The 24,574-nt window shown below is 45.0% G+C and carries 14 protein-coding genes; 11 read left to right on the top strand and 3 right to left on the bottom strand.

The genetic code is table 11. The features are described 5' to 3' along the window. Window positions 1-23: 23 nt before the first annotated feature. Window positions 24-3,698 carry a carboxypeptidase regulatory-like domain-containing protein gene (locus R3D00_09485; GenBank protein ID MEZ4773404.1) on the bottom strand — a complete coding sequence of 1,225 codons (3,675 nt, stop codon included), beginning with the start codon at window positions 3,696-3,698 and terminating at the stop codon, window positions 24-26. Between the two features lie 239 nt (window positions 3,699-3,937). On the opposite strand from R3D00_09485, the gene R3D00_09480 reads away from it, so the two are divergent. Continuing rightward, a complete protein-coding gene (locus tag R3D00_09480) occupies window positions 3,938-5,389 on the top strand; it encodes a hypothetical protein (protein MEZ4773403.1) in 1,452 nt (483 codons plus the stop codon). A gap of 596 nt (window positions 5,390-5,985) precedes the next feature. Next, complete coding sequence (locus R3D00_09475; GenBank protein MEZ4773402.1) at window positions 5,986-6,795, top strand: M48 family metallopeptidase; 810 nt, start codon at window positions 5,986-5,988, stop codon at window positions 6,793-6,795. 68 nt (window positions 6,796-6,863) lie between these two features. Here the strand turns inward: R3D00_09475 and polA are convergent, their stop codons facing one another. Further along, on the bottom strand, window positions 6,864-9,629 hold the full coding sequence (gene polA / locus R3D00_09470) for a DNA polymerase I (protein ID MEZ4773401.1): 2,766 nt from the start codon (window positions 9,627-9,629) through the stop codon (window positions 6,864-6,866). A 76-nt stretch (window positions 9,630-9,705) separates the two neighbouring features. On the opposite strand from polA, the gene R3D00_09465 reads away from it, so the two are divergent. The 9 genes from R3D00_09465 (at window position 9,706) to R3D00_09425 (ending at window position 21,422) form a co-directional block, all read left to right on the top strand. Further along, window positions 9,706-10,359 carry a histidine phosphatase family protein gene (locus R3D00_09465; protein MEZ4773400.1) on the top strand — a complete coding sequence of 218 codons (654 nt, stop codon included), beginning with the start codon at window positions 9,706-9,708 and terminating at the stop codon, window positions 10,357-10,359. A gap of 85 nt (window positions 10,360-10,444) precedes the next feature. Then, window positions 10,445-11,935, top strand: coding sequence for an ATP-binding protein (locus R3D00_09460; GenBank protein MEZ4773399.1), 1,491 nt, complete (start codon window positions 10,445-10,447; stop codon window positions 11,933-11,935). Beyond that, window positions 11,925-12,377: a response regulator gene (locus R3D00_09455; GenBank protein MEZ4773398.1), complete on the top strand. Its 453-nt coding sequence runs from the start codon at window positions 11,925-11,927 to the stop codon at window positions 12,375-12,377. Before R3D00_09460 ends, R3D00_09455 begins: the two co-directional genes overlap by 11 nt. A 96-nt stretch (window positions 12,378-12,473) precedes the next feature. Next, the gene (locus R3D00_09450) at window positions 12,474-13,622 is read left to right on the top strand and encodes an ATP-binding protein (GenBank protein MEZ4773397.1); all 1,149 of its coding nucleotides are present in this window, start codon (window positions 12,474-12,476) and stop codon (window positions 13,620-13,622) included. A gap of 32 nt (window positions 13,623-13,654) precedes the next feature. Beyond that, entirely contained in the window at window positions 13,655-14,182 is a 528-nt protein-coding gene (locus R3D00_09445; protein ID MEZ4773396.1) for a putative metal-dependent hydrolase, read from the top strand. Between the two features lie 40 nt (window positions 14,183-14,222). After that, window positions 14,223-17,099: a hypothetical protein gene (locus R3D00_09440; protein MEZ4773395.1), complete on the top strand. Its 2,877-nt coding sequence runs from the start codon at window positions 14,223-14,225 to the stop codon at window positions 17,097-17,099. Window positions 17,100-17,130: 31 nt separating this feature from the next. Next, window positions 17,131-18,270: an acyl-CoA dehydrogenase family protein gene (locus tag R3D00_09435; protein MEZ4773394.1), complete on the top strand. Its 1,140-nt coding sequence runs from the start codon at window positions 17,131-17,133 to the stop codon at window positions 18,268-18,270. Window positions 18,271-18,634: 364 nt separating this feature from the next. Continuing rightward, entirely contained in the window at window positions 18,635-19,495 is an 861-nt protein-coding gene (locus tag R3D00_09430) for an ion transporter (protein ID MEZ4773393.1), read from the top strand. 511 nt (window positions 19,496-20,006) lie between these two features. Further along, window positions 20,007-21,422, top strand: a complete 1,416-nt coding sequence (locus R3D00_09425) for a hypothetical protein (GenBank protein ID MEZ4773392.1) — start codon at window positions 20,007-20,009, stop codon at window positions 21,420-21,422. Window positions 21,423-21,425: 3 nt separating this feature from the next. Here the strand turns inward: R3D00_09425 and R3D00_09420 are convergent, their stop codons facing one another. Continuing rightward, window positions 21,426-24,563, bottom strand: a complete 3,138-nt coding sequence (locus tag R3D00_09420; GenBank protein ID MEZ4773391.1) for a M4 family metallopeptidase — start codon at window positions 24,561-24,563, stop codon at window positions 21,426-21,428. Between the last annotated feature and the right edge of the window lie 11 nt (window positions 24,564-24,574).

Genomic DNA, 24,574 nt, shown 5'->3' with positions numbered 1-24,574 from the left:
TTTATAACTGGTTGTATTCCAAACTAGAAATTAAACATCACACCCAACTGAATTCTTCTGGGAAGAGAATAGTTACTCGGATTGGAAACCCGAAGTGAGTACTGGTCAATATAGGCTTGTGGATCAATTTGAGTTACGATCAACTGCTGCCCACTATCACTGGCAAGAAATCCGTCATCATCAGGAAGGCCGGTATAACGATAAACACCTATGATATTTCTTGTATTCAGGGCATTCAGCAATGCCAGATAGATATTAAAGTCATAGGATTTTGTTACGCCACCTTCTTTTTTGGGCTTGCCACCGATAAAGAAGCTTTTATCGAGGCGGAGGTCCATACGGAACTGCCATGGGTTACGGGCACCGTTGGGTGTACCTTGTACGACGTTTACGATATTGATACCGGAGGCTACGGAAGGAACTGCCACTGCATTTTTGGTGTAGGGGGTACCTGACCCTAATGTAAGGTTCATGTTGGCACCAAAATTTTTCAAAGGATAAATTTTATTTTCCCCAAATCCCAAAGATGGCCCCATATTTCTTCCCATAAACCGATAGTCCAAACTACCTGTAATCCGGTGACGCTGGTCAGTATTGATAGGAAGTGGAACCCGAAGAATACCCACACCTTCCAGGAAGTTCACTACATTTCGGGCTGAAGAGAAATCCGAACCGGTAGCATCCGCAAACTGAAGGGTATAAGATGCACGCATCTGAAGGTTGTTCATACGGCGCATATCATAGGAGAAAGAGAATCCCTTTACCGTACCGAAATCGAGGTTGTCGTAGGTATCATAAGAGAATGGATACGCATTGGCAAAGCGACGGAAACGGATCATATTGCGCTGTTCGCGGTAGAAAGCTGACATAGTAAACGCCATCCGCTCACCCACCTTCTGCTTAAATCCAGCTTCATAGTCGATGGTGATTTCTGGCCTCAGGTTGGGGTTGGTAACTGTTGCGGTGGGAGTATTCTCCAAAAAGGCATACTGGGAAATCTGCCCTGCAAGCAGGGAGCTTTGGGTAGCCAGCAATTGCCCCGGACGCTGTGCCAGTACGTCATAGTGCGCAAAAAACAGTGCGACATCCGAGATAGGGAAGGAAAATGAAATCCTCGGCATAAACACCGTCTGTGGCTCGTAGTCCTCAAACGAGTTGATACTCACCTTATTATCCCTGGTTGCAGGCAGTGGTTTTCCACCGGAACGCTGCGCGATAACGGCAGAAGATACTGGCGTTCCGCTTGCATCAAACCATGACTCTCCGTTTCGGTAACCAATCACTTCAGAGAAGTTGGTCGGATCATTGACATAAGGGATGAAGTCAGATCCAATGCCTGAAGGCAGGGTATATCCTGGTACGCCCAATTGGCCGGAAGATACTTCGGCAGCTGTATACACAGGGTACAGAGAGTAATTATCTTTCAATACCGGCTGGTTGGCGTCAAAGCGGTCAACCCGTAGACCTACGTTAAAGATAATATCTTCAAACTCAAACTTGTCCTGGATAAATGCAGAAATATAAGTAGGAGCAAATGCATTCAGCGGGCGGTTGATTGTATCGGTGAAAAACGATCCGGCATCGACAGCTGGTGTACGGTTGCCCAAATAATCATATCCGTAGTAAGTCACGATCTGGTTTACCCCGTCTCCTAAAAGTTCATCTGCATTAAACATATCCAGCGTATAGAAATCTGGACCGTAAGCATCTGTATTAATCAGGTCTGTACCATCAATAGGCAGTCCCAGTTTTTCTCTGAGCTTTTTAGAAAACTCATACTGGTCTGAAGCTGAATAACGAAGCGGTACAATCACTGTATCCTGAAACTGGCCGTCCCGGGTTACAAACTGATAGTTGTCGGTGTTATCTTCGAGGTTGAGCAAATGGAAGTTGGCATACTGACGCATGATTCCCCAAAGGCCTCTGGCTCCGATTGAGTAGGCCCTTTCTGCTCTTTGCTCAAATTCAAATCCAGCTTTCAGGTTATGGCCTTTGATCTCGGCGGTAGCCTGTCCCATAAGGCGGAATTGTTCAAAATCATATTTGGTATACCCTCCCTGATTGGAGCCAATGCCGCTAAGGATAGAGTAAACCCCTCTGGCGCCCTGTCCGTTCAAAATCCCCTGACGGAAAGCCAGGTCATTCAGGTTTCGGATGGAGGGAGAGCCATTCTGATCGATATAATTAAAAATCGCTGTATTATAATTTGCCAGCAGGGGGTTTTTCGAGTCAGACCCGTCAAATGTCAGGTTTTCGAAAGCATAACCAATGGTTTGCCAGTAAGGGCTGGAGGAGATGCTATTCTGCGGGTCATTGATATAGCCATAAACCGGCGTAACATCAAAATCATATTTCCCATTGTAGCCATAGTCAAAAAACCGATCCTGATGAATGCTGTTCTGGAATCTGCGCTGATACAGAGAGTAATCAGCCTGGATTGAGTAAAACAGGTTTCTCACTGCAGAGTTTTTCCCACCGGCAAAGGTTTGCTGGAAACGAAACCATCCCCGATAGTTATTTCCCATAAACTGGTCCTGCGGATCGGGTGCAAAAAGCATGCTTCCGATTCCCCATTGGTCGGTATTGATAAATTCGTAAGTACCACCCAGTTTGATCAGCACATTATCTGCTGGTTGAAAGTCCAGTCGGCCAAGGCCGCGAATCCGGAGGCTTTCATTGTTTTGTTTGGCTTTGATGGGAATAAACTCATTGCCACGAATATAGTTGGCGCGGCTACGGAAAGACTGGCCATCTTCGGAGATTACGACGGGGTTTGTCTGCAGATCGGTCAGCAGTTCGTCGCTAAGCTTATAGATACCGAGCGCCGCAGGGTCCTGATCCCTGTTATAATCAAACTCTCCGTTGATAAAGAAACCCAGCATAGAGGTTTTGAATACATTGCCATCCAGTTCGCGTTTGCGGGTGAGGATCGGTCCACTCAAAGAAAGGCCGACAAGATCCCGACCGAAAGCATCAAGGTATTCGGAAGTGGTAAGCTCCACTCCCCCACTGAAATCTGAGGATGGGTTTGCGGTAGTAATACTGATTACACCACCTGTAAAGTCACCAAACTCTGCAGGAGTACCACCGGTAATTACCTGAAACTGAGCGATAGAGCTTTGAGGAACCGTTGTCTGCCCCCGGATTTTCACCCCATCGATGTAGTAAGCAGTTGCTGTCGGACGAGCACCCCGGATACTTACACTGAAGTCGCCTTCATCAGACTGGTAAACGCCTGCGGTAAGGGCTGCCACGCTCTGTACGTTTCGGGTACCCATATTTACCACATCCTGCCCACTGATCGTAGTGGAAACCTGAGGATCTTTTTCAAATACGGGAGTACCGAAAATCTCAACGGCATCAAGGGTAACCGTTACATCATCCTTAAAGTTAAGGACAATATCCCGGGTCTGCCCTGAAATGACAGTAACATCTTCCAGAGATTTTTTTCCTTGAAGAAAGCGCGCCTCCACACGATAGGTGCCTGGAGAAACCGGCTGAATACTAAATGTGCCGTCTGCAATTGTCTGGGTACCATATTTGACGAGATCGCCATCAAAGACCAAAACTGTTGCATACTCAATGGGTTGCCCTGCCTTATCAAGGACTTTCCCTTTTAATTTTCCGGAATCCTGAGCAAAGGATATTTGCCCAAAAATCGCCAGAAACAATACAAAAAGACTGATTCGATGTAGCATATTACCTATAGGCTGATGTTTTATTACAGTTTGCTGAACGAATGACCGATAAAATAGCCAATGAACTTTTACATTTCCAAATTCCCCCGCATTATTTCCAATATAAGAAACCAATTGGAGCAGACTTTGGGGGTATTCTTCAAAACTATTCAATATAGATCAAGTATTCATTCAGAAAAAATGTAATGGATTACACGATTTTTTCTATTTTTTCCGAAAAATATTGTATCCATTCTCTTATGACACTCATCTACGACATAGTCAGAAAGCTTACAAAGCAGGAAATACGGCAAATTAAGCATATTATTCGTCATTCTCCTTTTGAATATGAGAAGATGGGTAAATTATTTGATTTGGTTACACGGTATGAAGAACGGGAGGAAGAATTTTATTCTGAGAAACTTTATGGGAAGGACCCGGATAATACATTCAGAGTCACAAAGTCTCGGCTGAAAAGAATGCTGGAGAATGTAGTTTTGCACGATAAAAGCCTGACCGGTTACAAGTCTCCCTCCATCAACGCTCATCTTCAGGCACAAAAAAAACTCCTGCAAGGTGAAATACTGCTGGGCAGGGGCGCATATGTTGCCAGCAAAAATCTTTTGCTTCAGGTAATCGCCACCGCCGATAAGTATGCACTGCACAACGAAAATTTTCAGGCAGAACTGCTTTTGTATCGCACGCACAGCATCCGAAGCTCTGTCAAGGAATTTGAGAAGAAAACCGAAAGCCTGTTGGAAGCCAACCGACTCCTCTCCTCCATCAATGAAGCCATGATTTTGTATTATTCGATTTCCAATCTTCTTATCAACCAGGCGATTAAGCCTAAGCAGAGAGAAGATTTGCGAAAAACCATCGACAAAATCCGCGATATTTCTGTTTCTACGGGCCATCCGCTGATTCTGAAAAGATACTATCTCAGCGAGATTTACTATATGCAGATTGCTCATCAGGACGAGGAAGCCTTAAACTTCTGCCAAAAATACCTGAGACTTATTCAGGAAGATCGCGCACAATACTCGGAGCAGGAACTAGCCTCCGCTTACGGCCAGCTGGCACAGGTCAATCTCCGGCTGAAAAACCTTTCTGAAGCCAAAACCTATGCCCATAAGACGCTGGAGATATTTTCCGAGGATGAGATGAATTATCTCACAGGGTTAGAGCTTACATTTCGTGTGGCATTTGATGCGCAGGACCTCAAAGAAGCCAAAAAGTATATCCTCAAAGCATTGGCGCATCCGCAGTTTGAAGCTTCAAAAATGCTGGCGGCCAAGTGGCATTATTTTCACGCGTGTATTCTTTTCAAAGAACAAAACTTCAAGGAAGCCTATCTCAAACTCAATGATACCACGCCCCTGCTTTCAGATAAGTTTGGCATGAATCTTCACCTGAGACTTTTGGAAATCATGATCATGTATGAGATGGGAAATTCGGATCTGATGGAAACCAAAATCCTGAATATGCGGCAGTTTATCAAACGAACGCAGAAAAACCAGGCAGTCATTCGCCCAGTATTCCTGATTAAAATTCTGATGAAATGGTACAAAAACAACTATGCCTTTTCCGAGACTTTATCAGAAATACAGCAAGAGATTGAAGATGAACAATCTCAAAAACAACCAATTACCTACATTAATGACAATTCAGAAATGATCCGGCTTGAAGACTGGATGGCACAAAAAGCAGAATAAAAGCGTCAGTTTCCAATAGTTTTTTCCGGCTAGTTTTTTCCGGGGCGGAAATGTGTGTCTTCAAAAATAATAATGGTATGCTGCAACCCATTCCTCAGGATCGTTCGACGCCGTTCTATCACATCCATTACAGGTTGGGAAGAAGGGGTAGCTGGTTGGGAAACATAATAATTTTGGTTTCCAACGTTTGAATTTAAGGGAACCTGATTTGCCTGAGGATTTGGAGCTGACTGACCAAATAGCCAGAACAAAAGAGATAAAAATAGTTCCATAATTACTTTGGTTAAGTTACTTGTGATACAATTTTCCGTCTAAGTTTTAGCAGTTAGTGAAAGTACGCAATCACTCTTCTACCTACTACTACAATTGAAAACGTATGTTACCGACTTTTCGTAGTTTGACTGAACACAGACTCAATTTAAATACCTGATTATCAGATAAATAAATATTTTCATTGATTACATCAAAAACTTATTCATTTAAAACCGGAATTTCGCAGAGCAATCTGCATACAGTATAGAAATTCAGCCTTTAAGGCAATATTTTTGTGGAATACGTTAATTGTATTGACATTCACAATCCTAAACCTTTTGTATATGAAAAAGATCGTTTTTTTTGCAATTATCTTCATTCTGATTTTAGTAGGTTGTTCTCGGGTACCGTTTACCAATCGCAGGCAGGCCAAACTTCTCCCGGAGGCGACCATGAATTCCATGAGTTTTACGCAGTATGACGCATTTCTCAAGGAAAATAAAATATCCACCAACAAACAGCAGGTGGACATGGTAAAGAGGGTCGGACTTCGCGTTCAGAAAGCTGCCGAGACCTACTACAAAGCCAATGGATTAGAAAAAAAGCTTGAGAATTTCCAGTGGGAATTCAACCTGATACAGAACGACTCAACGGTAAACGCATGGTGTATGCCCGGAGGCAAGGTAGTAGTTTACTCAGGCATTATGCCCATTGCTAAAGATGAAAACGGCCTTGCCGTTGTTATGGGGCATGAAATTGCCCATGCACTAGCCAACCACGGCAACGAGCGGATGACCCAGCAACTGGCCGTTCAGGCCGGAGGCGTAGCTATCGATGTACTGATGCGCGACAAACCTGCGGAAACCCGCAATATTTTCCTTCAGGCATATGGTGCAGGTGCGACGGTCGGTGCGTTGCTTCCCTTTAGCCGCAAACATGAGTCTGAGGCAGACCATATCGGTTTGTATCTGATGGCAATTGCAGGGTATGATGTATATGCGGCGAGTCCTTTCTGGGACAGAATGGCAGCAGGCGGCGGGCAGGCTCCCCCCGAATTTATGAGCACTCACCCTTCACCCGAAACAAGGGCTGCGAATCTCAAAGCATGGGCACCTGAAGCCATTGAACTTGCGAAGAAGTATAAGGGTAAGTAGCGATTCGGGTTAAATCTATAAAAAAAGGGCTGTTTTTCAATCTGTGAAAAGCAGCCCTTTTTTGTATATTAATGCGCTTCCAGCCAGTTCTCCCCTACTCCCACTTCGACATCCATCGGCACGCCGATATCTACTGCGGTAAGCATTTTTTCCCGGACGATCTCTCTTACCACCGATACCTCATCGCGGTGTACATCAAATACCAGTTCGTCATGTACCTGAAGCACCATTTTTGATTTCAGGTTTTCCTTTTTCATAGCCGCAGCTACTCCAATCATCGCCAGTTTGATGATGTCTGCGGCGGTTCCCTGAATCGGGGAGTTGATCGCATTCCGCTCTGCAAATCCTCTTACCGTTGCATTTTTTGAGTTGATATCGGTGAGATATCTTCTTCGGCCAAAATGTGTTTCCACATACCCTTTTTTCTGAGCCGAGGCCACACATTCGTCCATAAACGCCTGTACCCTGCTATATTGGGAGAAATATGCGTCGATAATCTCTTTGGCTTCTGTCCGGCTGATTCCCATTCGCTGGCTCAGGCCAAAAGCAGAAATACCGTAGATAATGCCAAAGTTGACGGTTTTTGCGCGGGATCGCTGTTCGGAGGTAACATGCTCCGGAGATACCCCAAATACTCTTGCAGCAGTAGCCCGGTGAATATCTTCACGGTTGACAAATGCTTCCATCATATTGGGGTCCTGGCTCATCGCTGCCATGATGCGCAGCTCGACCTGCGAGTAGTCAGCAGATAGTAGCAGATAGTCTTCACTGCGGGGAATAAATCCTTTCCGGACTTCCCGGCCATCGGCAGTGCGGATCGGGATATTCTGAAGGTTGGGGTTTACGGAGCTTAATCGCCCGGTTACTGCTACAGATTGGCTGAAAGTCGTATGTACCCTGCCGGTTTTGGGGTTAATCATTTTAGGCAATGCGTCCACATAGGTGGACTTCAGTTTGGTTACGCCCCGGAAAGCGAGAATACGGTCTGGTAATGGATGGGTTCCAGCCAGATAGGACAATTCCTGCTCATTGGTTACATATTGTCCGGTGGCTGTTTTTTTCTGTTTGGCTCCTTTGCCTAACCCCAGTTTATCAAAAAGAATTTCACCCAGTTGTTTGGGAGAATTGACATTAAACGCTTCTCCTGCCAGGTCATAAATTTCCTTTTCGAGGATCACCAGACGTCCTGCCAGTTCTTCCGAATATTCATCGAGCGCCTGCTTATCAATCCGTATACCTTCAAACTCCATTTCGGCCAGAATCGGCATGAGCGGCTGTTCGATTTTTTCAAAGACAAAATCATTTTTCACGTCTTTTTCCAGTGCTTTTTTGAGCTGGAAAGTAATATCCGCATCTTCACATGCATATTCCACCAGCGGTTCCAGGTCGGCTTCACGCATGGTTTTCTGGTTTTTGCCTTTGGGTCCAATCAGCGTTTCGATCGAGACGGGGGTATAATGGAGGTATTCCTCAGACATTGCATCCATATTGTGTTTTCCCTCCGGCTTGATGACGTAGTGCGCCAGCATGGTGTCAAACATTGGCCCGTCAACCTCGATTCCATAGTTGCGGAGCATCAGGATATCATACTTAAGGTTTTGCCCTATTTTGAGAATATGGGGATGGGTAAGCACTTCCTGAAATTCGCTTAAGATCGCCTTCACGTCCTGATCAGATAGGTTCTCCGGGAAATGAATGAAATACGCCTCGTCTTTTTTTACGCTGATGGAAAGCCCCACAATCTCTGCCATCATAGGATCGAGATTGGTGGTTTCTGTATCAAAACAAAATTCTCCTGCGGCTTTGATTTTGTCGATAAGTGCGGCCCGTTCCTCCGCCGTTTTCAACAAGCGATACTCGTGATGGGTATTTTCGAGGGTATTATGACTGGTTTCAAATGACAGCTCCTGTTGTACCCCGACACCATCATTATTATCAGCAACCTGCACAGGATTCAGGGAACTATTGAGCAGGCGGAGCGCGATATTCTTAAACTCCAGTTCCTCCATCAGCGGCGCGAGGGCTTCAAGATCAGCATGGCCGAGGCGAAGGTCTTTTTCGGTCCACTCGATCGGCATATCAACCATAATGGTGGCGAGTTTCTTGGATAAAATACCCTGGGGGCCGAAGTTTCTGAGATTTTCCTGAATACTCTTTTTCGTAACCAGATCTACATTTTCCAGAATCGATTCGACAGAACCAAACTGCTGAATCAATTCAACCGCTGTTTTGGGGCCTACTTTTGGGATACCTGGGATATTGTCCACGGCATCTCCCTGCAGACCGAGCAGGTCGATAATTTTTGAAGGCGGTACACCAAAATTTTCCTCAATCTCTTTGGGCCCGAGTATATCAAACCCTCCGCCTTTTGAGCGGGGTTTGTAGAGAAAGACGTGGTCTTTGACAAGCTGGGCGTAGTCCTTGTCGGGGGTGACCATATACACATCGAATTCCTCGCCGGAAATCTGGTGGCTGACAGTACCGATAATATCATCTGCCTCATAACCGGGTTTAACCAGGGCAGGAATGTCCAAAACTTTCAGCAGTTGATAAATATAGGGGATGGCTTTTGCCAGGTCTTCAGGCATCGCCTCTCTTCCCGCTTTATACTCGGGGTACTCATGGTGGCGGAAGGTAGGTCCGCTGGTATCAAGTGCCACGGCGAGGTGGGTGGGCTTTTCTTTTGAGATGATTTCCAGCAACGTATTGAGAAAACCAAATACCGCACTGGTATTTAATCCTTTGGAGGTGATCCGTGGTGCGCGGATAAAAGCAAAATGGGCGCGAAACAACAACGCCATACCGTCAAGCAGGAAAAGTTTATGTTTGGACATTCTTTTTTGGTTTAACACACAGGCAATCTAACAATAAATTTGCGATTTGGGGTAAATGCCCCATTTTTGCATTCCTATGATTACAGTCTATTTTTTCAGGCATGCCGAGAGTATGGGAAATGTCAACAACCATCTGATCGGCGGCCGCAGCAACCATTATCCGCTCTCCGACCGGGGATATATTCAGGCACAATTGCTCGGAGAACGTCTTGCCAGAGAGCAATTTTCTTTTGACCACGTATTTAGTTCTATTGCGATCAGGGCAATGGAAACGGCCCGGGTTTCCTGTGAAAATATAGGATTTGACTATGGCAGAGTAGTTTATTCGGAAGAACTGGTAGAGCTTTCCCAGGGAGAATGGGAGGGAAAAAACCGGGAGGAGTATTATACCCCTGAAGTTCGGACACTGCTGAAGGCGGATCCACACAATTTCAAGCCTCCGGGAGGCGAATCGCAGAAGGAAGTCGAAGATCGCATGTATCACTGGATGGATCAGACGATCCAAAATCTGGAAAAAGACCGGGATTGTAACGTTGGGGTTTTTTCGCATGGATTTGCGATAAAATCTTTGGTAAGAAAAATCCTGGATGCTTCCCCATCTATGACTTTTCATACAGTGGTCCACAACACCTCGATCACCGCTCTGCAATTTCATAAAGCCCGGTGGATGGTTGAAAGAGTCAATGATTTTGCCCATCTGGCTGGAACGGAAATTATTGGGCACTACTAAGTCCTGATAATATTCCAATAAGAAGATACGGTTTGTGAAGATAATTTTTTATATTGAAATTGTCTGACCCGTAAAAATGTAAATTGTGAAGACTTCACCCTTCGACAAACTTACCCGGTTCTGGAACTCAGCAGGGGAAACCTATTCTTTGTGGAGTGCTGATATGTATCTATTGGATTTAAACCAGCACTATATTGATACGTTTCATCCTGGTCTTACCAAGGACCAAGTCATAGGGAAACATTTGCATGAACTCATGCCTGGGTTAGACCAGACGCCCCGGTACAATCGGTACTTGAAAGTGCTTTCAGAAAAAAAACCAACAAAATGGCAGGAGAAAGTATCCAGAGATGGCTTTGAAGACCGATATATGTATATTAATGTTTTTCCCATTGATGACGATTTTGGTGTAATCACATCCGATGTAACGGAATTGGTCAAAACACAAAAAAATCTTGAACAGATCGACAACCGCTACCGGATATTATATAATCATACGCCCGTGATGATGCACTCGATTGACACTCAAGGCATCATTACTGACGTGAATGAATATTGGCTGGAAGTGCTCCAGTACCAGCGGAAAGAGGTGATCGGTCGAGGGATCGTGGAATTTATGACCCCGGAATCAAGACAAATTGCCGTAAAAGAATCGCTGCCAAATTTTTTTGCCACAGGTATTACCAAGAACCGGGAGTATCGAATCGTGAAAAAAAATGGAGATATCATGGATGTCATGCTTTCCGCTATTGGATTATTTGGCAAAACACAACAAATTGAGAATACACTGGCATTTATGATTGATGTAACTGAAAGAAAAAAATATGAAAGCCAACAGAAAAACCTGATACGTGAGTTACAGACAAAAAATGCCGAGCTGGAAAAGTTTACGTATTCAGTTTCCCATGATCTAAAAAGCCCACTTGTCACCATTCAGGGATTTTTATCATTGCTCAAACAGGAGTTTAGCGAAACAGCCACCAGTCAGATGTTGAGTGATTTCCAGCGGATCAGCAATGCTGCCGAAAAAATGGGGCAATTACTGGATGAATTGTTGGATATTTCGAGAGTGAGCCGAACCACCTCCACTAGTCAGCAAGTGGACATGAATCAGATCGTCGTGGATATACAGGCATTGCTCCATGGGGCGATTGTAGAAAAAAACGCTAAGATCAAAGTACAATCCAACCTGCCGACAGTTGTCGGAGACCCCGTAAGGCTGAGAGAAGTCATACAAAACCTCATTGAAAACGCCATCAAATACAGTATTCCTAAAAAAGAAATTGAAATTGAAGTTGGCTGGCATCCTTCCAACCCCCAAAATCCGGACTTGTCAGAAGATGTGATCTTCTGGGTAAAGGATAATGGAATAGGAATTGAACCACGGTTTCACAAAAAGATCTTTGATCTGTTTGAGAAATTAGACCAGCACAATACTGGCACGGGTATCGGGCTGGCTTTATGTCATAAAATCATAGAAATTCACGGCGGCTCAATCTGGGTAGAATCAGCGGGTATTGGTAAAGGCACTACATTTTTCTTCTCACTTCCCAAAAGTCACATCCATGCAAATTGAACTGACCCCCATGATCAATATTCTTCTTGTAGAAGATAACCATGACCACGCAGAACTAATCCGGCGAAGTCTGAAAAGTATAAAAATACAGAGCCAAATTTTCCATATGGAAAATGGGGAAAAAGCATTGGATTATTTATTGAACAGAAGCCCTTTTGAAGATCATGAGGAGTTTCCGGTTCCTCATCTTATCATTCTCGATATTCGCCTTCCCCTCATGAATGGCATTGAGTTTCTCAACTTTGTCAAACAGAAAGAAAGATTAAAGGAAATTCCTGTCGTCATATTATCGACCTCACGGTCAGAAGAAGATATACGTCAAGCGTACCAATATCACGCCAATAGCTATCTTGTCAAGCCTACCGGTTCTGACAAGTTTTCTACCCTGATACATGACCTTGGATATTACTGGTTTAAGCGAAATAAACTTCCCAAAGACTAGCCCCAATATCCTCCCTGTGAGTAGTCACTTTTTATTCTAACAATACATTCTCCCACATCAGTTGTAAAAATTCAGATATGGAAAATATTAGTTAAAATGACAGATTCTTCAAAAAAAATTCTTCTTGTTGAAGATAATCCGGATCACATTGAATTGATTCGCCGCGCCTTTCAGAAATGGGAACATTCTGTCGAGTTCTATATTGCACATAATATCTCTGAGGTTACTGAAAATATGTATCATCAGAACTCTGATATTGCAATTATCGACTGGCTATTGCCAGATGGGACAGGAAAAGACCTTCTGAATGGATATTTTGCAGAATCATCCATTCCGGTAATTATCCTTACCAGTCAGGGGAATGAACAAATTGCGGTAAGTTCACTGAAGCAAGGGGCCATGGATTATATCGTAAAAAGTGAATCGACGCTCACTAATATGCCAAGGATTGTTGAAAGGGCGCTTCGGGAACACCAGCATATTGTAGAAAAACAACTAGCCGAAAATGCGTTGATTGAAGCCAACCGGTTGCTGGAACAAAAAGTTGCTGAAAGGACCTATGAGCTTCAAAAATCCAACGAATCTCTTGAGAAATTTGCTCATATCACCTCACATGACCTGAAGGAATCCCTCAGAATGGTAAGTAACTACCTTCAGATTCTCAAGGCCAGGCTGGGCGACAGGTTGGATGAAGAAGAAACTGAGTTTATGAAATTTGCTGTTGATGGGACGTTTCGTATGCATAATCTTCTGGACGCAATTTATCGTTATTCCAAAATCAAAACAGTTGAAAATGAAATGGTTCCTGTAGATTGTAATCAGCTTGTTCAGGAAGTAACCATTGGCCTTAGCGCCCGAATCGAAAAACACAATGCATCTGTATCCATCGGCCATTTGCCCACAATTTCAGGAGATCCCAATCAACTTTTTCAACTCTTCCAAAACCTCATAGGAAATGCCATCAAATTTAATGATAAACGGCCACCCGTAGTTGAAGTCGGTGTAGAGGAGACAAACAGTGACTGGACATTTTTTGTAAACGATAATGGCATTGGTATTGACCCCCGATATGTTGATACAATATTTGAAATGTTCAAAAGACTACATTCACAAGACAAATACACGGGAGATGGTGTAGGCCTTGCAATCTGTCAGCAAATCGTTGACCGGCACAAAGGAAAAATATGGGCAGAATCTCAGCCGGGTTTAGGTACAACATTTTTCTTTACGCTCCCAAAAGGTTAAGTTCACAATATATTTTTGATGAAACAACCTATATGAGCGAAGACCAACTTGAACACCTGCGTTATCCTGTCGGACGATTTTCCAGACCCGGCAGACTGACACCAGATCAGAGAAAAACGATGATTCAGACCATAGCTGAAACGCCCGCCCGGGTACGGCAATTGGTTCAACATCTTTCCGATTCTCAGCTTGATACGCCTTACCGTCCCGAAGGATGGACGATCAGACAAGTCGTACATCATATGGCTGACAGTCACCTCAATAGTTATATAAGGTTTAAGTGGACCCTCACCGAAGATGAGCCCCTGATTAAGACCTACAACCAGAAGGCCTGGGCAGAAATGCCGGAGGCGGCTCATGGCCCGGTAAGCTATTCGCTGACATTACTGGAAGGGCTGCATGCGCGCTGGGTAGCGATGCTCAACCAAATGACAGAAAGTGATTTTGAGACCAGACTTACCCACCCCGAACAAGGCAAAATAGACCTTGATCATATGCTGGGGCTCTACGAATGGCACTGCCGCCACCACCTGGCTCATATCGCACTTGTAACATTTTAAGCAACCCCATTGTTACATTATTAGTATCCTCAATCCGGTTATGTCGAAGCGATCTGCATTATCTGAGTTCCCTGCCTATACTTCCGACCTGAAGGAAGTCATCGAATCCGAAAAGTTATATATCCGCCAACGGCGGGAACATTATGGTGAATCCCATCCCGAAGACACAGATACTGATCTGAAAAATATCTGGGGCATGGCGATTTCAGGGGGAGGAATTCGCGCGGCAACTCTTACCCTTGGCGTATTTCAAAAACTCATTGTAGAGGGAATCCTTCGCAAGGTGGACTACATGAGTTCTGTTTCCGGCGGCGGATATATGGCCTCCTGCCTTTCAACATTAATGAATAATCCTTCTGAAAAATTTATTCACCCCGACAACTTTTCAGAAGAAGAAGCCCAAAAGGCGATTCCCGGCCTGGACACAGATACCTCGCCACTGGTGCTGCTGATCGAAACCAAACCAGCAGAATCAACCCCCGCCGAACAACCGCTATCCAACGCATTCCCGGAGTCGCGTCCCCGCTGGATGCCTTCTCAAATGGAGCCCGAAACCCCTGATGCGAAAAAAAATGCTCCGGATGAATTGGTAATTGGCTATACACGACCCGACAAAGTCAAAATAGATGCCCGCCACCAGATTCATCATCTGCGGTCCCATGGAGAATATCTTTCCACTGAGAAAAGTATTTTCAGTTCTTCCATTCAAAGGCTCGTGGGGGCAGTATTTGCGGGTATTATCCACAATATCCTGCTTTTTTCGCTGGCACTGACCGTATTTGTTTCGATCAATTATATTGTTTTTGACTATATCTCAGGAGGAGATTTTTTCACTGAGCTCAAAGAATATCAGGCGCAACTTTACCCCGTACAGGCTGAAGGTGTGGCTGCGATGACACTGCCGGAACAGTTGGGGAGCTTTTGGCATGATTATGTAGTTGTATTCATCGCCAAGATCAATGATAAGCTGGCAGAGCATAGTATCATTCCGGCGATTATGGCCATTCTGGGTGTGGTTACGGGCCTGTACTTTATTTCCCGGGTGGGAAATATTCTCCAAAAACTGGAAAAAGCCCGGGAAGAGTTAAAAAAGGGAAATATGGCGAAACAAACCCGGTCGGGACATACCCTTGAAAATTATTATGAAATGCTGTTTACCCGCCGGTACAACCTGGCAGGAATCCTGGGAGGGCCCATACTCACGGTGGTTCTGTGGTTTCAGGGAATGGCAACCGGTCAAATCACCCAAAACGACTACTGGATTATATTTGGCCTACCGGCAGCATTTGCAGCAGGCCTGTTTCTTGCGATTTATCTTTTCCTTCCATTTACCAATTTCCCTTCTCGTCATACACGTATCGCCCGGTCACTCGATGGCGTATTGCGCGGTGGCGCGCTTTATGCTTTAGTGATTTCCATAGCGATGCCAATAGGTATTTTGCTGTTGTTTTCTTTTAGCTTCTTTTTCAACAAACTGTTCATGACCCTGACTTCCAGTATTTCGTCTCTGGCATCTATTGGGGTTGGGTACCTGGCAGTCTCCGGAAATGTTAAAGGAGAAGGATTTTTGGCGAGCCTTTTACAAAAATTAAAAATTCCGGCCATTACCCTGTCCATGATCCTGTTTGTGGTATTGGCAGCTTCAGCGATTACGAGTATCCTGATAACCAAAAGTAATGACATTTATCTGCCTGGCTGGTTTTTTGGCGGATCACTTTTCCTGTTTATCGGATTGGGTATGTTTGTCAATTCAAACCGGCTTTCGTTACATTATTTTTACAGAGACCGGCTATCCGAAGCCTTTTTGAAGACTGATGGAAGGGTGATCCGGGATAAACCAACACGGCAGGGAATGCCGCTGGTAAACCTCCGCAACGATGAAAATATTGCTATCAAAGATTTGGGATGGCAACAGATTGCGGAGCGAACGGCCGTTCAAAACACAGACCCGGAAAACAGAACCGACCCTGACGGTACCGTATGGAAACCCAATCCCAAAAGCCCCTATCATCTGATCGTAACAGCCGTCAACCTTCAGGGATCCAATGAGCTGACACGCAAAGATCTCAAGTCAGACCATTTTATTTTTTCCAGAAACTACACAGGGTCTTACAGCACCGGGTTTGTTCGATCAGATATTTACCGCGATGGATCTACCAAACTGGCCCGGGCTATGACCATTTCGGCTGCCGCCGTAAGTTCGGGTATGGGCATGTCAAGCTATTTTGCCCAAACCTTCATTACGACGTTGCTCAACCTTCGATTGGGGTACTGGACAGAAAACCCCTGGCGATACAGAAACTATGGAGATCCCAACTGGAAAAACCCTAAATGGAAATATACTTTCTGGCCGTATTATCTGGTTCAGGAACTTTCGGGTTTACTGACGGCTGACCGACGACTGGTAAATGTATCCGACGGAGGCCATACCGGAGATAATCTCGGCCTCCTGCCGCTATTGCAGCGAAGATGTAAATATATCATCATCTGCGATTTTGAAGAAGACCGGGATTTTCTGTTTGAGTCTTTCAGTCATGCCATACGGATGGCCAATATTGAGGAAAATATCGATATAGAAATAGATCTCAGCCCGCTGATTCCATCTCAACCCGAGCCGGGAAAAATCACCCGGAGCCCGCGGTCTGTAGTCATTGGCAAAATCGGTTATCCTGACCGCACATTTGGCACAATTTTCTACATTAAGTCTTCGCTGAATCAGGAAATACTGCCGGTAAGTGCCTCCAACTATCACAGCAAATACCCCGATTTCCCACACCAGACCACGGCAGACCAGTTTTTTGATGATGCACAGTTTGAGGCTTACCGCTCCCTGGGATTTCATATGACAAGGCAGGCAGCAAGAGAAATCAGAAAACAGTTGGAAAAGGATGGAGAGATAATGCCCGAAAAATCTTAGTTTTGCAGTTTTATTCCAAACTACTCGCCCAATGAATTTTGAATTAACAGAAGAGCACCTGATGGTGCAACAAATGGCCCGGGACTTTGCAGAAAATGAACTCAAGCCGGGGGTGATTGATCGCGATGAAAAACAATATTTCCCCAAAGAACTGCTCAACCGCATGGCAGAGCTGGGCCTGATGGGAATGATGGTAAATCCTCAGTATGGCGGAGGAGGTATGGATACAATGTCTTATGTACTTGCCCTTACCGAAATCGCCAAATGGGATGCATCAGCCGCCGTCATTTTATCCGTCACCAACTCCCTCGTTGCCTGGGGAATGGAAAAATTTGCCAATGAAGACCAGAAACAAAAGTATCTGACAAAAATTGCCTCAGGTGAACATATCGGAGCGTTTTGCCTTTCAGAACCAGAGGCAGGAAGCGACGCTACCCAGCAACGTACCACCGCTATAGACAAAGGCGATCATTATGTGCTTACCGGCACCAAAAACTGGATCACCAATGCCTCCATTGCAGATACGTACCTCGTCATGGCCCATACCGACAGAGAAAAAGGCCATAGAGGGATCAATTGCCTGATTGTGGAAAAAGGAATGGAAGGCTTTGAACTGGGGCCCAAAGAAAATAAACTGGGAATCAGAGGATCTGATACCCATTCCCTCAACTTCAACGAAGTAAAAGTACCTAAAGAAAACCGTATCGGGGAAGATGGCTTCGGCTTTGTGTTTGCCATGAAAACCCTGAATGGTGGCCGTATTGGTATTGCATCGCAGGCGCTGGGCATTGCCACAGGTGCTTATGAGCTGGCACTGGCCTATTCCCATATCCGAAAATCATTTGGTACAGAAATCAAAAACCATCAGGCCATACAGTTTAAACTGGCCGAAATGGCAACAGAAATCGAAGCCGCCAAATTTCTGATCTGGAAAGCAGCTACAGAAAAAGATGCCGGAAGGGAATACAAAGTCTCCGCAGCTATGGCCAAGCTCTATGCCTCCAAAACCGCAATGTTTTGTGCCGATGAAGCCATACAGATTCATGGAGGAAACGGCTATGTCAAGGAATATCACGTCGAAAGGATGTTGAGAGACGCCAAGATCACTCAAATCTACGAGGGAACCAGCGAAATCCAGAAAATCGTGATTGCCCGGGGGTTAACCAAATAATTTCCTCTCAAGGCCGGGCCCTGAAAAAAGGAACCCCACCAACCAATGGTCAGCGGGGTCCGGCTAATACTGCTATGTAAAAACCTAATGCAAACTTCTTATGTCCTGCGGGAGTTTTTGACCATTGTTTGCATCGTTTTTGTATAGCGGCTCTAAGAGCAGTTCTTATTTATTGTATTGGGCAGTAGTATTTGCCTTTGTTTATAAGTACAATTTAGGGAAAAATCTTACATGCAAATCCCGGTTGTGTTGAACGGACGGAAATTGCTCATGAACGGCTGATTCTGTCTGGCAAAAAACCAGGGGGAGCAAAAGAGTTCAGGAAAAATTGTAGTTTTACGCCGATTGGAATTCTGTGATTGCCATGAAATCGAAGCTGGAACACTTATTTACCCATGACAGGCCTGTCGCCATGGTGATCAGCCTGAATGCGGTAATTCTTTTTTTGCTCTCATTTGACTTAAAACCTGACCTGATGCTGCTACTTGAAGCATTGGATGCAGTCTTTTTGTTTTATTTTCTGATGGAAGCTGTCACGAAGATCAGTATGAGCGGGTGGCGGCAATATATCAGCTCAGGGTGGAATAAGTTTGATTTGGCGATATTGATCATGAGCATTCCCTCTTTTCTACTCCTTTTTGAATCCAATTTCCCCAACTTTTCGATCCTGTTTGTGTTCCGCGTAATACGAATGGTGAGGTTTTTTAAGTTCATCAAATTTATCCCCAATATTCAGGAACTGATTGCGGGTGTGCGAAGAGCCTTTCACGCTTCCATATTTGTGCTGCTGGCCTTTTTCATTTACAGTTTTGTGATCTCTTTGGTCAGTTGCAGGATGTTTCAGGGTATTGCTCCCGATCAGTTTGGCGATCCACTGATTTCTTTTTACAATATTTTTAAAATATTCACCATTGAAGGATGGTATGAAGTACCGGAGGAACTGATAAAAAACTCCAATATGAGCCCGATCGGTGTGTTTTTTACCAAACTCTACTTCATTACCATTGTCATCTCGGGCGGGTTATTTGGGCTCTCTATTGTGAATGCAATTTTTGTGGAGGAAATGGTCAGGGACAACAACGACAATATGGTGCTTCAAATTGAAGAAATTAACCGCAAACTCAATCTCCTGTTGGACCAAAAAAACGCTACACCAGTATTACCCCAGGAGCCCATATTGCCAGAAATGCCTCCCCTTGCGGAATCCGCAGATAATGGCCAATAATTTTCCAATTTGCTAACCCGGAACAACTAACGAAACGCAGTTTTGACTAACTGCCTGATTATCTGTTGTATACAAAAATGAAAGTGATTTTTACATTAATTAATTGTAATTTTAATCCCCTTTCGGTAAAAAATTTTCATAATTTTTTAAAAATATTTGCAATATCGCAAAAAGGGCTGTAATATTGTATCATACAACAGGGCACAACACACACAATAAAAGTTCTTTCAGCCATGCCATAGTTTGATTTAAGTATTCAATGTAGGGTGATGAAAATCGGTAGCCATACCCTCCTGTCTCGGGGGCGAGGGTTTGGGATAAAGCTCCCCCCCATATTGGTGGGGGAGCCTAACCACCTCATGAAGGTTCGAATCCTTCCCCTACATCTCGCGAGTAGTAGTAGTCCTTTTTAATCGGCCTCCGGGATAACCTCCCGGGGGTTTTTTGTTTTTCCATGGTAACTTTTTTTACATTTCGGGTACATCTTCCACCAACCCTGATCTTACCTGATATGTATCACAAACCTGATTTTTCAGTCATCACATTGTGCCTTCTCACCGCACTTTGTACCCTTCTATCCTGCTCCCCAAAAATCCTCCGCCTCCAGGATACCGTGCCCACCGTGGGATTCCGGGGGATTGATATTCAAAACATTCAGCCTGGCTCTCAGCTCACCGATATCAAACTAAACCTGGGATTGAGGTTCCTTTTTCGCAATCCATTCAACAAAAATCTCACCATTCCCGAACATCAGGTTACGCTCAAACTCAATGGAAAAAAAATTCCCGGGCAAATCGGCAATCACCCGGCTTTCTCCGTGCCCCCAAAAGCCCAGAAAATCGAAACCTACACCTTTACCCTCGACCTTAATCCGGAAGGGATTTTCAAAACCTGGAATGTGCTGGGAAAAGACAATTACTTCGAATTTGAGTCTGTCATTAAACTCGACCTTTCCGATTTTGCTGACGAACTCGCCAACTTTGGTGTTGCCCTTCCACAAAACCAAATCACCGAAGCCCTCAATCTGAAAGACGTACTTAAAGAAAAACTTGGCGAACATACCCTCGAATTTGCCTTTGGAGATACCATTCGCCTCCCTGCCCTACCCTCCGTAAGTCTTTCCTCACGCCCGGCAAAAGTGCATTTTCTTGGAAAAATGGACACACTGAACCTCGGTATTTATCAGGACGCTATCACCCCATTTGTAGATCAGATCATGACGGCACAATTGGAAAAAGATCTGATCTATCCATTTATTTCTGAGCTGAAACAACTCCAATGTCCTCATTTTCCTCAGCCCCGCCCATGCATCGATATGTTTTCCGACGCAGTAGCAAACTTTATCAATGTGAGTTTCCCAGATGGAGGACAAAGAAACCAGATGAACGGCTATTGGAACACCATGAAAGGCGAATTACTTTCACCACCGGAGGAGGGTGACCCGGTATTTGAGCAGATCGTAAGCAAACTGATTCCCAATTCGCAGACCAACCTCAATCTGCTTAAGACACAGTGGACTGCCTTCAAAAATGCAGAGCCGCTGGTTGTTTTTCCCGGCGCCGGTGTTACAGGGCTGAAGGTGGAAATTCCTTTCCGGTTTATCAACCACAATCAGTTTTCCATTGAGGCACCCAGCCTCCTGACAGAAGCACAACTCGTGGCGGGAAATGCTACTTATTCGCCGGTTAGTTTTGAAGTTGCTCCCGGCAACAACAACCCTTCGGTTGGCCCGGGGCAAAGCAAAGAGATGACAGTCATCATGACCCTTTCATGGGCACAAGGTGCAGAAGGTATGCTGGGACTCTTGACAGGGCAAAATATTTCCCCCAATCTGAAAGGCAAAACGGCTGTGGATCTGGGTTATGGCCCGCTCCGAATGGAGTTTAATCTCAACCAAATGCCTATGCAGATGGGGGGAACTCAATAATCGTTATTCGGACTTGATCACCTTCAAGGTTTTGGCGGCATTGTCAACCCAAATTCGCACAAAATAGGCGCCAGCAGGATGATTTTCGAGCGAAAGTGTCAGCGAAACCGGTCCCGCTGTCCATCTTTCTGAGGCGGATTTGCTGACAATTCTACCGGCGAGATCCATGATTTCTGTACGTACGACACCAGGCTGTTTCAGATCAAACTCAAGATTCATGTTACTCACCACAGGGTTTGGGTACAGGCGGATATTTCCATCCACCGGCAGTTCATCTTCAATCGCAATATTGATATTGCGATTACCTTGTGCATACCATACCCCCCATTTCCCATCGCTGATCAGTCCCGTAGCATTACCGGCAGAGCTGATTTTGTTTGCGGCCAGTCCAATCACAGCGACAACTTCGACACCTGTATTCGTCTGTGCATTAAATATCACCTTATCATCTGCCTTCGAATAACTCGGATAGCTGAGACGGTCATTCTGGAAAATGGTACCAATGTCACCTGTTTCGATGTTAGCTCCAAGGAGATAGTTTGTGCCGTCAATGGTATTAAAATAGTCAAAGGCAATGACCGCTGCCGAATTTTTGGAAAATACCGGATTGCCCACACTTTCCCCCTCATCCAGATTGGAAAAAAGTTTGGAGACGGTACCATCTCCATAGTTATTGGTGGCATTGTTCCATGCTCTGATAAATGAGACATCCCAGTATTCGAGGTTTGTGCCGGAAACATTGGTAATCTCGTTGTACGCATCGTACATGATATATTCGCCCGAATAATCCCATTCGATCGCATCGGCATACAAGACATCACCTGTGCTGACGCCCTGGGCAAATGTCGGATTGTAGAGACGGAATTTTACGCCTGTAATTGGATTAGCAGCCAGATTAAATACATAGATCGAAGTATCAATCGAATTGGAAATCGCTGCAAGGCGTGACCCGTCTTTGGAAATGGCAACATTGTCCCATTCTGGTGATGTAGTTAGTTTGGTCTGCTGAGGATTAGCAGCATTCAGGTACAAGCCATAGATATGGTGATCGTCGCCGACAAAATAGCCTTCGCTGCCATCATCCGTAACACTGATTTTACTATAGGGTGTAGTATTGCTGAGTGCCTGAAAATTGGTACCTGTAGTGCTGGAAATATATAATTCTACCGGATCTCCATTATTGACGTCCGTACTCACGATAAAGTCAGGCCCGGGGTTTATGGGCAATTGGTACTGGTAGTTTTGGCCATTGGTACCACCCCCACTACCGCCGCTTCCACCGGGGCCGGGAATTCCTACCTGATCAAATGCATTGGAGATGGCTGTTTTATCTGCTGCCGTTACCCCTGCAACCGTATTGGCGGCGTTGAGCACCCCTACCCGGAGATCCACAAATTTGGAGGATCGCGTCAGCCAGTCTTTCAGTGTTTTATAGTAAATCTGCTCTGCCTTTTCTTTTCCTATAGCCGTTGCAATCAGATAAAAAGCGTGGTTGGGAATACCGCTGTTGATATGTACCCCGCCATTATCCTGTGTACCGGTATAGAGTTCGTTCATATGTTTGGGTTGCCAGCCATTGCTGTTGAGACCAGAACCCCCGTTGTGCGGGTCAGACATACTGCGCAATGCACCGGAGGGAAATACAGCCGTTTTGACAACCGTCTCACCCAGCGTCCAGTCATCGCGGTCGATCAGGACGGCAAATACATCGGCAAAGGATTCATTGAGTGCACCGGACTGTCCCTGATATTCGAGGTTGGCAGTACTTTGAACCACCCCGTGCGTCATTTCATGCCCGCCGACATCAAGCGATTTGGCTAAAGGAGTAAATGCCTGGTTGCCATTGCCATAAAACATCGCTGCCCCATTCCAGAAAGCATTGTCCATCGGGCCATTTTCATCCTGAACATTGATAAATGAAACGATGTCTCCGCTGTCACCATTGATCGAAACCCTGCCGAATGTATTGAGAAAATAATCATACGCTACGCCTGCATTATAATGCGCAGAAACGGCAGTCGCATTCCAGCTGTTTTTATTGCCGGAAGTGATTTCATTGTAGGATGGGTTTTGCGTAGAGGTATTATTGAAGTCAGCGGTAATGATATAACCATCTCCATTTTGTGGGTTGCTGCTAGAGCCGTGGTACATAGATTTTGCCATGTTGAGCAGCACAAAATTGTTGGTGGCATACTCAAAGGCATTGACTGTACGGCTTGTACCGCTGAGGTCATTGGCTTGGCCTGTCACCGGCCCAATCGAGCAGGTATGGTCATAAGCATGGAGCACAGCCCCTGTTTTGGCGTCGACAAAATATTCATACCGCTCAATGAAGTTGGGACGAATGGTCAAATGCCAGGCCAGACGCTGTGACCGGATATAACCCGGTGTGCGGTAGATGACAAGTTCGGTTTCAGGTCCAAAATAGTTTAATAATTTCTCCTGGTCTTCCGTAAGGGTAACAAGATTTGCTTTTGCACTTACATCCTGTAACGCAATGAGCGCTGCAGCTGCGGGGGTAATATCAGGAATGACATCGGTAATGGCAGGTGTTGGCTCATAGCGCCCATTGAGCAGAATTTTATCAGCCGACACAAAATGAACGATAATTTCAGCCCCATAAACCGGAACCCCTTCAAAGATCTGGCTGAGTTTGACGTGGGTAATATTCTGGTCTTTGGATATACTTTTTATTTCGAACTCATCCCGGGCTGATTGAATGGAGAGGACAGACTGAATCTCTTCCAGATAATCTTTTGCAGCCGCTTCAGCCTGAGTATCAGAAGAAAAGCTGGCCCGGGCGCTTTGTGGGTTTGTGCTTTCAATAAACACGGGCATGCCGGTTTCCTGATCTCTGGAGACTTCTATCTGATGCAGGGATTGATTACGGGTGGTAAGTACCGGAGGAATAGCAATATGCCCAAAAGGCGTCAGGTTTGCAGCATTGACATGTGGTGTAGCTCCGGAAAGAATTTGCACATTTTTACTGTCGATAGTTCCCGTTGGATTTGCAGTTTGGGGAATAATTTGCTGAGATTTCTTTTTACTGGAAAAAGGATCCATATTTTGAGCCAGTAAAAACGTAGGGATCAGCAGGAACAGCAAATGTGTGAATGTGCGTAGAAATGGATTGAATTTCATAGTGTATTTGT

It is taken from the genome of Bacteroidia bacterium, assembly GCA_041391665.1.
Taxonomy (GTDB): domain Bacteria; phylum Bacteroidota; class Bacteroidia; order J057; family J057; genus JAGQVA01.
Note: the sequence above shows the minus strand (reverse complement) of the source record. Positions and strands in the feature narration are given on the sequence as shown.

What these genes read in the sequence shown, in the direction of transcription:
- R3D00_09455 (MEZ4773398.1), top strand. Translation starts at nt 11,925, where the DNA reads ATGCAAATTGAACTGACCCCCATGATCAATATTCTTCTTGTAGAAGAT.
- R3D00_09435 (MEZ4773394.1), top strand. Translation starts at nt 17,131, where the DNA reads ATGAATTTTGAATTAACAGAAGAGCACCTGATGGTGCAACAAATGGCC.
- R3D00_09480 (MEZ4773403.1), top strand. Translation starts at nt 3,938, where the DNA reads ATGACACTCATCTACGACATAGTCAGAAAGCTTACAAAGCAGGAAATA.
- R3D00_09465 (MEZ4773400.1), top strand. Translation starts at nt 9,706, where the DNA reads ATGATTACAGTCTATTTTTTCAGGCATGCCGAGAGTATGGGAAATGTC.
- R3D00_09430 (MEZ4773393.1), top strand. Translation starts at nt 18,635, where the DNA reads ATGAAATCGAAGCTGGAACACTTATTTACCCATGACAGGCCTGTCGCC.
- polA (MEZ4773401.1), bottom strand. Translation starts at nt 9,629, where the DNA reads ATGTCCAAACATAAACTTTTCCTGCTTGACGGTATGGCGTTGTTGTTT.
- R3D00_09425 (MEZ4773392.1), top strand. Translation starts at nt 20,007, where the DNA reads ATGTATCACAAACCTGATTTTTCAGTCATCACATTGTGCCTTCTCACC.
- R3D00_09440 (MEZ4773395.1), top strand. Translation starts at nt 14,223, where the DNA reads ATGTCGAAGCGATCTGCATTATCTGAGTTCCCTGCCTATACTTCCGAC.
- R3D00_09445 (MEZ4773396.1), top strand. Translation starts at nt 13,655, where the DNA reads ATGAGCGAAGACCAACTTGAACACCTGCGTTATCCTGTCGGACGATTT.
- R3D00_09420 (MEZ4773391.1), bottom strand. Translation starts at nt 24,563, where the DNA reads ATGAAATTCAATCCATTTCTACGCACATTCACACATTTGCTGTTCCTG.
- R3D00_09485 (MEZ4773404.1), bottom strand. Translation starts at nt 3,698, where the DNA reads ATGCTACATCGAATCAGTCTTTTTGTATTGTTTCTGGCGATTTTTGGG.
- R3D00_09450 (MEZ4773397.1), top strand. Translation starts at nt 12,474, where the DNA reads ATGACAGATTCTTCAAAAAAAATTCTTCTTGTTGAAGATAATCCGGAT.
- R3D00_09475 (MEZ4773402.1), top strand. Translation starts at nt 5,986, where the DNA reads ATGAAAAAGATCGTTTTTTTTGCAATTATCTTCATTCTGATTTTAGTA.